This window comes from Bradyrhizobium huanghuaihaiense, from assembly GCF_025200885.1.
Classification (GTDB): Bacteria; Pseudomonadota; Alphaproteobacteria; order Rhizobiales; family Xanthobacteraceae; genus Bradyrhizobium; species Bradyrhizobium huanghuaihaiense.
This window is the reverse complement of record NZ_CP104172.1, coordinates 1,507,100-1,520,633: the sequence shown is the minus strand read 5'-3', so window position 1 is coordinate 1,520,633 and position 13,534 is coordinate 1,507,100. Positions and strand designations below refer to the sequence as shown.

Genomic DNA, 13,534 nt, shown 5'->3' with positions numbered 1-13,534 from the left:
CGGCACAATAAGCTACGAGAGGATCACGGCTAGTTTATTGCCGGTTCAGTCTTTCACAATCGCCCGATCATAGGCTGCGATCGTCGCCTTTGCGCGCGCTGCGACATCCGCGGCTGTCATGCCGGGCTTGTAGAGGCTGGAGCCGAGCCCGAACGCCGTCACACCACCCTTGATGTACTCGGCAAAGTTCTGGTCGGAGACGCCGCCGACGGCGGCGATCATCGCGCCTGCCGGCAGCACGGCGCGGATCGCGGCGATGCCGGATGCACCGAGCACACTCGCCGGAAAGAATTTCAGGCCCGATGCGCCGGAGCGCGCCGCGAGCAGCGCCTCGGTCGGCGAGAACACGCCCGGCAACGTCACCATGCCGTGCTGGTGCGCGCGCGCCAGCACCTCGGTGTCGACATTGGGCGAGACCATCAGCCTGCCGCCGACATCGTCGAGACGATCGACGTCTGCGGCGGTCAGCACCGTGCCGGCGCCGATCAGCACGCCGGCGGGCGCGAGCTTCACGGCAAGCCCGATCGAGCGGAACGGATCGGGCGAGTTCAGGGGAATCTCGATCGCGGTCATGCCGGCCTCGATCAGCACGCCAACGATGGACTCGGTCTCATCGGGCTTGACGCCACGGAGGATCGCGACCAACGGGCGCTGCATCGGCGGAAAGGGAACGCTCATCTCAAAAGTCCTTCTATTTCGTCCAGATCGCCGCTGCCGCCATCGACAGGCCACGGCGGACCGCTTCATCCGCATCGATCGGCTGCACGGTGACCGACAGGGCGTCGAAGGCGTGCCGGTACAGCGTTGCCAGGCGACCCGAGGCAACCAGCGTGATGCCGGCTTTCGGTACCGTGCCAGTAAGCCCTGCCGCCAGCTCGGCACCGATCAAGGTGCCCGACAGCGTTTCGCGCGCCGCAGCCGGCGTGCCGCCGAACAGCAGCTGCCGTGCGCGCGCGCCGAACAGCAGGTTCGCCGCAAAGGCCGGTGCTTCATACGCAGCTTTCACCGCCGTCTTGAAGCTCGCAACGTCCTCGGCATCATCGGCGCCGGCAACCGCGAGTGACAGGATGGTCTCGCGCGAGACCACGCTGAAGAGTTCTCCGGTCATGAAGGTGGAAAACCGCATGACCGTGCCATCAGTCACCCGCACCCATTTCGAATGCGTTCCGGGCATGCAGACCAGCGCCTCGCCGGCGGCCTGAAGACCGAGCGCGCCAAGCAACTGCGTCTCCTCGCCGCGCATCACGTCCGGCGCCTTGGCATCGCGCTGCGCGATGCCCGGCAGGATGCGGATGTCGCGGGCTTCGCCCGGCACGCGCGCGGCGTGCTTCAGGATGGCGGCGAGCGACGCCGGCGTGTCGACATAACCGGCCTCGACCCAGCCGGTCTTCGCGCCAGCCATGCCGCAGACGAGAACCGGCAGATGCGCGGGTGCCTCGACTGCAGCAAGATGCGATTGCAGCACACCGGCAAAGCCAGCCTTCGCCGCGGTCAGCATGCCCTCGCCGCTGCGGCGCTCGGCCAGCACCTGGCCGGCGCGATCGACCAGCCACAGGCGAAAACTGCTGGTGCCCCAATCCACAGCGACATAGGCGGGTTCGGTCATCCTATCCTCGTCTCACCGGCAAGACGCCGTCTCGCGACAATGAGACGGTCCCTTGGAAATCTGCCCCGGGATATCGGCTATTGCCCCGGCAAACCAGCCTTTTCTCGCAGGTCTGAGGCGCGAGGCGCGCTGGCACACCGCTTGCTCAAGCCTCTCCACTCACATCCGTGAACCGCGCAGCAAGACGCGTCAATTATGGAGAGGAAACCCATGGAGATCGGCTATTTCACGATGCCTTCGCATCCGCCGGAGTGCGGCCTGAAGGAAGGAAACGACTGGGACCTGCAGGTGATGCGCTGGCTCGACGAGCTCGGCTATCAGGAGGCCTGGGTCGGCGAGCACCACACTGCGCCCTGGGAACCCAATCCCACACCGGACCTGCTGATCGCGCAGGCCTTGATGCAGACCAAGAAGCTTCGCATCGGGCCGGGCGGCTTCCTGCTGCCCTATCACCACCCGGCCGAGCTCGCCAACCGCGTCGCGATGCTCGACCACATGTCCGAGGGCCGGCTCAATTTCGGCGTCGCGGCCTCGGGGCTGCCAAGCGACTGGGCGATGTTCAACGTCGACGGCATGAGCGGACAGAACCGCGACATGACCCGCGAGGCGCTGGAGATCATCCTGAAGCTGTGGTCCGATCCCGCGCCCTTCACCTACAAGGGCAAGTTCTGGACGGTGACCAAGCCGGACACGATGTTCGACTTCCTGAAACCCCACATCAAGCCGCTGCAGGCGCCGCATCCGCCGATCGGCGTCGCCGGTCTGTCGAAGAACTCGGACACGCTGAAGCTCGCGGGCGAGCGCGGCTTCATCCCGATGAGCCTCAACCTCAACCCGGCCTATGTCGGCAGCCACTGGGACTCCGTGGAAATCGGCGCGGCCAAGACGGGGCGCAAGCCGAACCGGCAGGACTGGCGGCTGGTGCGCGAGGTGTTCGTTGCCGATACCGATGAGGAGGCCTGGAAGCTCTCGACCGGCGACATGATGGGCCGGATGATGCACGAGTACTTCCTGCCATTGCTCGGCCATTTCGGCTTCAAGGATTATCTCAAGCACGCGCCTGATGTGCCCGACAGTGATGTGACGGTCGAATATTGCGCCAAGCGGAACTGGATCGTCGGCTCGCCCGCGACTGTCGCCGAGAAGATCGAGAAGATCTACGACGAGGTCGGCGGCTTCGGCGTGCTGCTGGTGTTCGGCTTCGACTACAAGCACAAGGCCGAAGCCTGGCACCACTCGCTCTCGCTGCTGAAGAACGAGGTGATGCCGCGCCTGGCGCATCTCGGCTCCGCGAAGAAGGCGGCTTGACCCGATACGGGTGCGGCGCGATCGTGCCGCACCCGCATTCATTTGGGAGATTTCCGCGTGTCGGTGGACGCCAAGGATTTCAAGCAGGCGATGCGCCAATGCGCCGGTGCCGTGGCGCTGGTCACGGTCGGCGCCGAGCATGGCAGGCGCACGGGACTGACGGTGACGTCGGCCTGCTCGTTGTCGGACTCGCCGCCCTCGCTGATCGTCTGCGTCAACCGCAATGCCAGTGCACACGCGCGCATCCGCGAGGAAGGCGCGTTTGCGATCAACTTTTTGCATGAGGATCACGCGATGCTGGCGCTGACCTTCAGCGGCCAGAAGGGCGTCAACGGCGACGACCGCTTTGCGTTCGGGCAGTGGACGCGCGGCGTGACCGGCGCGCCGCTGCTGACGGATGCGGCGGCGGCATTCGACTGCGTGCTGGCGCAGGAGTTCGAAACGAAGACGCATTCGATCTTTGTCGGCGAGGTCCGTGGCGTCTCGCATGCGGATACGGCCAAGCCCCTGGTCTACCTGCGCGGCCATTTTCACACGCCGCACGAGATGCGCGAGACGGTCGCACTCGGCGATCTCGATGCACGGCATCTGAGCTGGACGGATTTTTCGTGAGGCGCGGCGCAAGCTATCCACGACCACAGATATCGTAGGGTGGGCAAAGCGAAGCGTGCCCACCATTTGCGTGTGATTGGTGAGAATTCGTGGGCACGGCGCAAGTGCGCCTTTGCCCACCCTACGATTTCGGACTCGCGGATAGAGGAACGCTCGCGGCGCGCAATTAAACCCTACTGCGCCGTCTCGATCTTCATCGCTTTGATCTTGCGATACAGCGTCGCGCGACTGAGCTTCAGCGCCCGCGCTGCTTCCGTCACGCGGCCGCCATGCTTGCGCAAGGCCTCGACGATCGTCGCGCGCTCGGCCGCCGCGAGATCCGGCTCCGCCCTCCCGCCGAACGGCGGCAGATCAAGATCGGCATTCGTGATGACGCCGTTCTCCGCCGTGCAGCCGGCAAGCCGCAACACATGACGGAGCTGGCGCATGTTGCCGGGATAGGGATAGGCCGAAAGCAACGCCCAGGCTTCGTCCGAGAGCCGGCAATTCGGCGCCTCCTCGCGCGCGATCTGGCGGATGATGTCGTCGCGGTCGGTGCGCTCGCGCAACGCCGGGAGGCGCACCTCCATGCCGCGGAGGCGGAAATAGAGGTCGGCGCGGAAGGCGCCTTCCTCTGCCATGCGGCCGAGATCGCGGTGGGTGGCGCTGACCAGGCGGATGTCGACAGGTACGGGCTTGAGCGCGCCGAGGGGCCAGACCTCGCGGTTTTCCAGAACACGCAAGAGGCGCGTCTGCAGTGCGATCGGCATGTCGCCGATCTCGTCGAGGAACAGCGTGCCGCCATCGGCCTGCACGATCAGCCCCTTGGAGCCCTCGCGCCGCGCGCCGGTGAAGGCGCCGGCCTCGTAGCCGAACAGCTCGGCATCGATCAGGCTTTCCGGCATCGCCGCGCAGTTCAGCGCGACGTAGTTGTTGCGCGCGCGGTTGCTGGCCGCGTGGATGGCGCGCGCGAACACGTCCTTGCCGACACCGGTCTCGCCATGCAGCAGCACCGGCAGGTTGTGATCGCCGATGCTCATGAGCCGCTTCACGCTTCTGATCAGGCCGGGATCGCGTCCTGCAAGACGGTGCAGGGCCTCGGGGCGGCTGGCGGGCGCATCGCGGCGCGGCACATGCGATTTCGCACGCATCGGCGGCGCGACATGCCCCTGCCCCAGCGGAGTACCGTCGGCGCGGCGCAGCTCGACGATCTCGTCCGTGCCACGCGCGGCATGATGATCGAACCTGATGTAGCGCGACAGATCGATGCCGGAGGCAATGAGGCCATCGGTGAGGCCGAGCAGCGCGCGCGCAGAACGACAGGCGCCGACGATGCGGCGGTCGTCGTCATAGGCGATGAGCCCGCTGCCGCCGTCACCGGGCACGGTCGCAATCCAGGCGTTGCGGAAATGGCCGCGGAAGATCGCGCCCTCCATCCGCCGCGTCGCCTCCATCGTCACCGCCAGCGCAAGCTGATGCGCAGCGCGCTCGAGATCCTTGCGGCAGGAGGTGATGTTCACCGCACCGGCAAGACGCCCGGCCTGATCGAACAGCGGCGCCACCGCGCAGGAGAACATGTGCCATTGCGCGCGAAAATGCTCGTCGCGGTGCACCAGGATCGGCTTCTGCTCGGTGAGCGCGGTGCCGAGCCCATTGGTGCCCTCAAAGGTCTCGGCGAAGTTCGAGCCGGTGTAGATCTTCCAGTCCAGAAACATCTTTGCGTCGGCTTCGCCCGGCAGGCGGCTGAACAACATGGTCGCGTTCGCATCCGCGAGATTGACGCAATAGCCGGCGTCGCGCAGCACACGGGCGAGATCGTCGAGCTCGGGCGTGGCGAGCCTGATCGTCTCCTCCATGGGCTCGGCGACGTGGCGAATCTCGGCTTCCGTCAGCGTCTGCGGCGGGCCCTGGCGGGCGGGATCGAGCTTGTGGCTGATCAGGCAGCGCCGCCAGGAATTGGCAATCCGCGAAGAGGCATCGACGTCGGCCAAGCGGTCAGTAACCTGATTGGCGACGGACAAGACACGGGCGACATGGTTCGAGGCCGAAAGGCTGGCCATCGCGGACGTCTCCACCCTGTATTATTGTGCAAAGTCTGGCACTACGGATGGGGATGTCAATCGGGAAACGGGAACTGGGGCGCCGCGCGCTGTCTCTAGTTGTCATTCCGGGGCGATGCGCAGCATCGAACTATGGTGCGCAATCGCGCACCTGAGAATCTCGAGGTTCCGGGTTCGGCTCATCGAGCCGCCCCGGGAATGACGGCATCATCAAAATTGCTGCACCGCCCTCACCACGTGTCGATACACGGCCGCTTCTTCTCCGTCCTCGCCGGCGGCTTCGGCACTGACCGCAGACCCGCCATGATCCAGCGCCGCGTCTCGGCGGGGTCGATGACGTTGTCGATCTCGAACACCGAGGCGATCGAGACCGCCTTGCCGTTGGCATAGAGCTCGGCGACCTTGTTGCGGTAATAGGTCTCGCGCTCCTCGGGATCGGCGATCGCCTCCATCTCCTTGCGGAAGCCGAGGCGCACATAGCCTTCCAGGCCCATGCCGCCGAACTCGCCGGTCGGCCAGGCCGCGGTGAAGAACGAGGCGTGGAAGCCGCCGCCGATCATCGACTGTGCGCCAAGTCCATAGCCCTTGCGCAGCACGATGCCGAAGAGGGGCACGGTGAGGCTCGCACCCGTCACGAACATGCGCGAGACGTGGCGCACGATCGCGGTCTTCTCGGCCTCCGGGCCGACCATGAAGCCGGGCGTGTCGCACAGTGAGATGACGGGTAAGTCGAACGCATCGCAGAGCTGGAGGAAACGCGCCGCCTTGTCGCCGGCATCGGCATCGATCGCGCCGCCGAGATGGCGCGGATTGTTGGCGATCAGGCCGAACGGTTTTCCTTCGATGCGGATCAGCGCGGTGATCATGCCGACGCCGTAGTCGCGGCGGAGCTCCAGCACGGAATCCTTGTCGGCGACGAGGTCGATCACGCTGCGGATGTCGTAGACGCGCAACCGGTTCTCGGGGATGGCGCGGCGGAGCAGGCGCTGGTCGGCGGCTTCCCAATCCGTCACCGCGCCCTGGAAGTAGGAGAGGTATTTTTGCGCGACGCGCGTCGCTTCCTCCTCGTCCTCGACGAGGATGTCGATGACGCCGTTCGGGGACTGGAACGTAACAGGGCCGACCTCGGCCGGATGATAGACGCCAAGTCCGCCGCCCTCGATCATGGCCGGGCCGCCCATGCCGATCGAGGCATTCTTGGTCGCAATGATCACGTCGCAGCAGCCGAGCATCGCGGCATTGCCGGCAAAGCAATAGCCGGAGACGACGCCGACGACAGGCACGAGGCCCGAGAGCCTTGCGAACTGCACGAAGGACGGGCCGTCGAGGCCGGTCATGCCGAGCCGGTCGGTGTCGCCGGGCCGGCCGCCGCCGCCCTCGGCGTAAAACACCAGCGGCACGCGCCAGTCTTCCGCCAGCGTCAGCATGCGGTCGATCTTCTTGTGGTTCATGTGGCCCTGCGTGCCCGCAAGCACGGTGTAGTCGTAGGCCACGACGATGCAGCGCGCGCCTTCCGGCCCGAACTTCTCGCCATTCACCGTGGCGACGCCCATGACGAGGCCGTCGGCCGGCGTGTTCTTGATGAGATCGTCGAGCTTGCGGCGACGGCGCTGCGCCGCAATCGCGAGGCTCCCGTATTCCATGAACGAGCCGTCGTCGACGAGCTGCGCGACATTCTTGCGCGCGGTGCGCTGGTTGGTGTTGCGGCGGCGCTCGACCGAGGCCGGGCGGTTTTCATCGAGCGTATTGGCCTGTCGCTCAATCAGTTCGGCGAGGTCAGGGCGGATGTGGTCGAGATCGACATCGGCTTCCGCCGCCGTGCTGTCGGCCGCGACGTCGAGCGGCTCCAGATACATGATCGGCTCGCCATGCAGCAGCGTGACGCCGTCGCCGGCGACGAGTTTTGTCACCCGCCCGCCCTGCTCGGCCATCACGAGATGCTCCATCTTCATGGACTCGATCACGGCGAGTTGCTGGCCGGGGCGCACGATCTCGCCTTCCTTGACCCGGATGGTGACGATCGTCCCTTGCAGGGGCGCTGCGATCATGACCGCGCCTTCGGGCACGACTGGCGCGATATGCGCTTCCGCGCCGTGAGCGGCACGCTCCGCCGCCGCAAAGTAGAGCGGCTTGGCCGCTCCTTCCTCTGCCTCGACCAACTTTGCGATGTTGCGATCGATGAAATCGGTCGCGATGCGGTTCGTCCTGAAGTCGGGATGCGCCAGCACGGCCTGGAGGAAAGCGATGTTGGTGACGACGCCGTCGATCCGGAACTCGCGCAGAGCGCGCGACGCCTTGGCGACCACGTCATGCCAGGCCTCGCCCGGCGTATGCACGATGACTTTCGCCAGCAGCGAGTCGAAAGCGGCGCTGGTCTTGTAGCCGGCATAGCCAAAACTATCGACGCGGACGCCCGGCCCCGACGGCGGCTCGAACACCGCGAGTACGCCGCCGGTCGGATGGGTGGCGCCAGTCTCGTCCAGCGTTTCCATGTTGACGCGAAGCTGCATGGCATAGCCGCGCGGCTTCGGGATCGAGCCTTGCGCGAGGTCGAGGGACGCCAGCGAAGCTCCCGCGGCGACCGCGAGCTGGGCGCGGACGAGGTCGAGGCCGAGCACCTCTTCCGTGACGGTGTGCTCGACCTGGAGCCGCGGATTGGCTTCGATGAAGGCAAAGCTGTCCTCGGCGGTGCCGTCGACCAGGAATTCGAAGGTGCCGAGATTGTCGTAAGAGGCCGCCGTCGCCAGCTGCTTTGCAGCCTCGATGATGCGGCCGCGCAGGGCATCGCTCAGCGACGGGCTCGGCGCCACCTCAACCAGCTTCTGGTGCCGGCGCTGGATCGTGCATTCGCGTTCCCAGAGATGGGAGATCGCGCCATGGCGGTCGCCGATGATCTGGACCTCGATGTGGCGCGCCTGCCGGATCAGCCGCTCGGCATAGACGCCGTCGAAGCCGAACGCAGCCTTGGCCTCGGACTGGCAGCGTGCATAGGCCTCGGCCAAATCCGCAGCGTTCTCGACGACACGCATGCCGCGGCCGCCACCGCCGGCCATGGCCTTGATCACGATCGCCGCATTGCTGCCGAGCGAGGTGAAGAATGCCAAAATCTCCTCCAGCGACGAGGGGCCGCTGGTGCCGGCAATGATCGGCACGCCGCAGCGCTTGGCCAGTTGCCGCGCCGCAACCTTGTCGCCGAACAGTTCGAGCGCCGTCACCTTGGGCCCGACGAAAGTGATGCCTGCGTCCGCGCAGGCCTTTGCAAACGCCGCGTTCTCGCTGAGGAAGCCATAGCCGGGATGCACGGCATCGCAGCCGGCCGTCTTCGCCGCCTTCACCACGGCGTCGATGTCGAGATAGGCCCGCGCACCGCGGCCGGGGATGTCGACCGCCTCGTCGGCAACGCGCACATGCAGCGACAGCGCGTCGTCGGCGGGATGGATCGCGACCGTCGCGATTCCGGCGTCAGCCGCTGCGCGCGCGATGCGGATGGCGATCTCGCCGCGGTTGGCGATCAGGAGTTTTTTGAACGACATCGTCTCTCTCGCTCAGACAGCAGCAGGAAGATTTGGATTGAGGTCCTGCTTCTTCACCTTGCCCGTCGCCGTCAGCGGCAGGGCATCGATAATACGCACTTCCGGGACCTTGTAGACGGCCATGCGCTCGGCACACCAGGCGCGCAGGTCTTCCGCGGAGATGGTGCCGACAGCCTCCGGCTTGAGCTGGATATAGGCGACCGGCACCTGACCCTTGTCGGGATCGTCGCGCCCAACCACGCCCGAGCCCAGCACCTTCGGATGCTGGCCGAGCAGCGCCTCGATCTCCGGCGGGAATACGCTCATGCCCTTGACCTTGAGCATCTCCTTGCGGCGGCCGAGGAAGTGCAGAAAACCGTCCTTGTCGATGGTGCCGATGTCGCCGGTGCGCAGCCAGCCGTCGACGAGCGACTCCGCAGTCGCCTCCGGCTTGTTCCAGTAGCTCTTGAGCAGCGACGGCGTGCGCACGCGGATCTCGCCTTCGGCGCCGAGCGGCAGCAACGCGCCGGTCTCGAAATCGGTGATCTTGAACTCGGCGCCGGGGACCGGCAGGCCGACGAAGATCGGCTGGTTGTTGAGATCGAAATCGTTCTCCTGGAAGCCCGCCGTGAAAGTGTTGGAGGTGTGGGTCTCGGTCATGCCCCACGCCGCCTCCATCAGGATCGTGCCGGTGAGGTCCTTCCAGCGCTTGCGGTAGTCGGCGTTGAGCTTCTTGACGAAGGAGACGACGCGCACCTGCTCCAACGACGAGAGGTCGAACTCGCGCCAGCGCGGATGGTCCATCAGTTCGACCGCGCCGTCCACCGGCATTGCGGTGATGGTGACCTTGTATTTGTCGATCGCGGCCATCGCGCCGACGGCATCCCAGCGCGCGAGCAGGACCAAGGTCGCGCCGGAGAACAGCGGGAAGATCAGACCGAAGTTTTCACCTGCAATCCAGAATTCCGGAAAGAACGACAGGAACACGCTACTCTCGTCCGACAACACCGAGATGCCGTAATTGGCGGCCGCCGTGTAGACCATGTCGCGATGAGTATGGACGCATCCCTTGGGCATGCCGGTGGTGCCGCCGGTGTAGTTCAGCGCGGCGACATCATCGAGGCCGGGCGGCGGCAGCGGCGTGGGCGCCGGCATCGCGGCCAGTGCCGGCAGCAGATCGGTCGCGCTTGCGACCGCGACGCGCGGCGAGCGGATCGAATCCGGCGCAGGAAATGCTGGCGCAGCCGGCACGACATCGGCAAAGCTCGTGACGATGATCTCGCGGAGCCGCACCTCGCCCCTCACCTGCTCGACGACGGGGATGAGCTGGTCCAGCGCCACGATCACTTCGGCCTGGGTGTCGTTGAGCTCGTAGGACAATTCGAAGGCGCGCGACAGCGGGCTGACGGGGACGTGGACCGCGCCGAGCTTCAAGATGCCGAAGAAGACGATGTGGAATTGCGGGCAGTTCGGCAGGAAGACGGCGACGCGGTCGCCCTTGCGCACGCCCTTCGACTGCAACAGCGCCGCAAAGCGATCGCTCTGCCGATCGAGATCGGCATAGGTGGTGACATGCCCGTAGAAGATCACGGCGGGGCGCTCCGGGCTCCGCTTCGCCCAGGCGCGCAGATATTCCGTCAGGGGAACTTCGCCGTGCAGATAGTTCGGCGAGCGCGGCATGCCCTTCGGCCAGGCCTTGTCCCACAGGCCGCGCAATGTGGCGAGATAGTCCTTCTCGTTGAGGCCTGCGCTCATGGCGTCTTTTCCCGTTCTGCTTTTCTTATCGCGAGGGACGCAATCTGCCGTCACTCGACCTCGTTACACGTCGAGCACGGCAGAGTTCATGTCAAGGAAAACAGTTTTCCGTGGCACGGCCGATGCCGCGGTGCGGAAAAACCAGACGTTACGCGGTGACGAGACGAATGATCCGCCGCACGGCAGACGGGATCGGCGCGATGACCGGAACGGTGAACATCGGCTGAAGCTCGCGCGCCGCTTCGCCCAGCGGCCCGCCGCCGATGATCACAGCTTCCGCTGCGTCCTGCGCAATGCAGGCCTCGACCGCGCCGGCGAGCGCTGCCCGAAGCCGCGCCGGATCGCTCATCAGCACCTCGGGATCGCCGTCGGCAAAGCGCGTGCCGGTGTAGAGCGATTGCAGCCCCAGCGTATCAGGCAATGCATCGATCTTCGCTTTCAGCAATGGCGTCGTGGTCGCCACGCCGAACCGGCGACCGCTCTCAGCGGCTTCCAGCATCGCGGATTCGCCGATGCCCACGGCAGGCAGCTTCATCGCCGCCTTGATCCCGGCGAGGCCGGGATCGCCGAATGCCGACACGATGATGCCATCGCACTCGCCGCCACGGACACGCGCAATCTCCTCGACCTCTGAAGCAGCCGCCGAGAGCGCATCCGCCGAGACGATCATCGCGGGCGCACGCGTTGCCGTGGCGCCGGCAATGTCGAAGCCATCGGCGGTTGCGGACCTGGCGATCGCCACCATCATCGCGGTGGTCGCCTCATAGCTGTTCGGATTGATCAGGAGGATGCGGCGGCGCCGATCGGAGTTTTGGCCCATCCCCCCGCTATACTAGGCCGCGCGCACGCCCGCAACGAAGGTGCTGACCTCGTCCTGGAGCGATTGCAGCTTCTGCGACAGCCGGCCGCTCGATTGCAGCACGAGGCCGGCGGCTTGGCCGGTCTCGGCGGTCGCGTCGGTGACGCCGGAGATGTTTTGGGAGACCTGGTCGGTGCCGGAGGCCGCCTCCTGCACGCTGTGCGCGATCGCCTGCGTCGCAGCGCCCTGCTCCTCGACCGCGGCCGCGATCGACGAGGAGATCTCGTTGACCTCCATGATGGTCTTGCGGATGCTCTCGATGTTGCCGACGACCTGGTTGGTCTCGGCCTGGATCGCCGTGATCTGCGCGCCGATCTCGTCGGTCGCCTTCGCGGTCTGGCTCGCCAGCGACTTCACCTCGCTCGCGACCACCGCAAAGCCCTTGCCGGCCTCGCCCGCACGCGCCGCCTCGATGGTGGCGTTGAGCGCGAGCAAATTGGTCTGCGAGGCGATCTGGTTGATGAGGTCGATGACCTCGCCGATCTTGTGCGCGGCGGCGGCGAGCCCCTGCACGGTGTCGTTGGTACGCTGGCCGTCGGCGGCGGCCTTGTCGGCCACCGATGCGGCCTGCGCGACACGCTGGCTGATCTCGGTGATCGAGGACGACAGCTGGCCCGCGGCGGACGCTACCGTCTGCACGTTGGCCGAGGCCTGCTGGCAGGCGGTCGCGACGAAGCTCGCGCGGTCGGTCGCCTTGTTCGCCGTCTCCGACATGCCTTGCGCGGCCTGCTGCATCTCGCGCGCTTCGTTGAAGACGTCGCGGACGACGGCCTGGACGCTCGCCTCGAACTTGCCGGCGAGATCGGCCATCGCCCTGCGCTTCTCGCCATCCGCCTTGCGCTTCAGCTCGTCCTGCTCGGCATGCATTTGCTGCACCGCCGACGCATTGTTCTTGAACACCGCGAGCGCCTTGGCGAGCCCGCCGACCTCGTCGCGACGATCCGTATAGGGCACCTCGAACGCGCTGTCGCCGGCGGCGAGGCGCTCGGTCAGCGCGGTGATCTTCGCGAGCGGTTTCGTGACACTGCGGCCGATCACGAACGAGGCGCCGAGGACCACGACCAGCACCGCCAGACAGATGTAGGCGAACGTCATTGCGTTCTGACGGAACACGGCGTCGACGTCGTCGAGATAGATGCCGGTACCGATGATCCAGCCCCAGGGCGTAAAGCCCTTCACATAGGAGATCTTTCCGACCGGCTGGTCGAAGCCGGGCTTCGGCCAGAGATAGCTATAGAAGCCCGCGCCCTGCTTGTTGACGACGTCAACGAAGCCCACGAACAGCGCATTGCCGGACGGATCCTTCATTCCGGAGAGATCCTTGCCGTCGAGCTCGGGCTTGATCGGGTGCATGACCATTTTGGGGGTCATGTCGTTGATCCAGAAATACTCGACCTTGTCGTAGCGCAGGCTCTTGATCTCCGCCATCGCGGCGGCCTGCGCCTGCTCGCGCGGCAGTTTGCCTTCGCTCTCGAGCTTCTGGAAATGGGCCAGGATGCCGTAGCCGACATCGACCATGTGCTGCGTCTTGGCCTGACGATCGGCGATCATCTGCGCGCGCAAGGTCGAAAGCGCGATCGGCGCCAGCACGATCATGCCGAGCAGGCTGATGCCGACAATGAGGACCAGCTTGAAACTGATGCGGGAGAAAATCATCGGGGCTCGCAAGAATTGGAAGGCTGATATGCCAATTTATCCCGCGCCCCTTAGCAAAGCTTTAAGCATTCGGGTTCCCGAAGGCCCGCTGAAACACGGCTTCGCCGGCCGGCCCAAAGCCCGGCTCTTTAGATCTAGAAGACCTCGATATCGGCCCTCGAAGCGTTGACTTGGCGGACCCTCTGGC

General features: G+C 65.8%; 9 protein-coding genes. 2 read left to right on the top strand and 7 right to left on the bottom strand.

The genetic code is table 11. From position 1 onward, the window contains the following. Positions 1–45: 45 nt before the first annotated feature. Entirely contained in the window at positions 46–678 is a 633-nt protein-coding gene (locus tag N2603_RS07210) for a 2-dehydro-3-deoxy-6-phosphogalactonate aldolase (protein ID WP_260388209.1), read from the bottom strand. 13 nt (positions 679–691) lie between these two features. Then, entirely contained in the window at positions 692–1,606 is a 915-nt protein-coding gene (locus N2603_RS07205) for a 2-dehydro-3-deoxygalactonokinase (protein ID WP_260388208.1), read from the bottom strand. Between the two features lie 210 nt (positions 1,607–1,816). Here N2603_RS07205 and N2603_RS07200 point away from each other — a divergent pair, with 210 nt between their 5' ends. Together N2603_RS07200 and N2603_RS07195 are read left to right on the top strand one after the other, a co-directional pair. Then, positions 1,817–2,914, top strand: coding sequence for an LLM class flavin-dependent oxidoreductase (locus tag N2603_RS07200; RefSeq protein ID WP_260388207.1), 1,098 nt, complete (start codon positions 1,817–1,819; stop codon positions 2,912–2,914). Positions 2,915–2,971: 57 nt separating this feature from the next. Then, the gene (locus N2603_RS07195) at positions 2,972–3,526 is read left to right on the top strand and encodes a flavin reductase family protein (protein WP_260388206.1); all 555 of its coding nucleotides are present in this window, start codon (positions 2,972–2,974) and stop codon (positions 3,524–3,526) included. 173 nt (positions 3,527–3,699) lie between these two features. On the opposite strand, the gene N2603_RS07190 is transcribed toward N2603_RS07195, so the two are convergent. The 5 genes from N2603_RS07190 to N2603_RS07170 all read right to left on the bottom strand — a co-directional run bounded on the left by N2603_RS07190 (position 3,700) and on the right by N2603_RS07170 (position 13,347). Further along, positions 3,700–5,565, bottom strand: coding sequence for a sigma-54-dependent Fis family transcriptional regulator (locus N2603_RS07190; RefSeq protein WP_260388205.1), 1,866 nt, complete (start codon positions 5,563–5,565; stop codon positions 3,700–3,702). A 230-nt stretch (positions 5,566–5,795) separates the two neighbouring features. Next, the gene (locus N2603_RS07185; protein WP_260388204.1) at positions 5,796–9,098 is read right to left on the bottom strand and encodes an acetyl-CoA carboxylase family protein; all 3,303 of its coding nucleotides are present in this window, start codon (positions 9,096–9,098) and stop codon (positions 5,796–5,798) included. Positions 9,099–9,110: 12 nt separating this feature from the next. Beyond that, complete coding sequence (locus N2603_RS07180; RefSeq protein WP_260388203.1) at positions 9,111–10,832, bottom strand: AMP-binding protein; 1,722 nt, start codon at positions 10,830–10,832, stop codon at positions 9,111–9,113. A gap of 148 nt (positions 10,833–10,980) precedes the next feature. After that, positions 10,981–11,652 carry an aspartate/glutamate racemase family protein gene (locus N2603_RS07175; protein ID WP_260388202.1) on the bottom strand — a complete coding sequence of 224 codons (672 nt, stop codon included), beginning with the start codon at positions 11,650–11,652 and terminating at the stop codon, positions 10,981–10,983. A gap of 12 nt (positions 11,653–11,664) precedes the next feature. Next, positions 11,665–13,347 (bottom strand): methyl-accepting chemotaxis protein, encoded by a 1,683-nt coding sequence (locus tag N2603_RS07170; RefSeq protein WP_260388201.1) that lies wholly within the window; start codon positions 13,345–13,347, stop codon positions 11,665–11,667. Between the last annotated feature and the right edge of the window lie 187 nt (positions 13,348–13,534).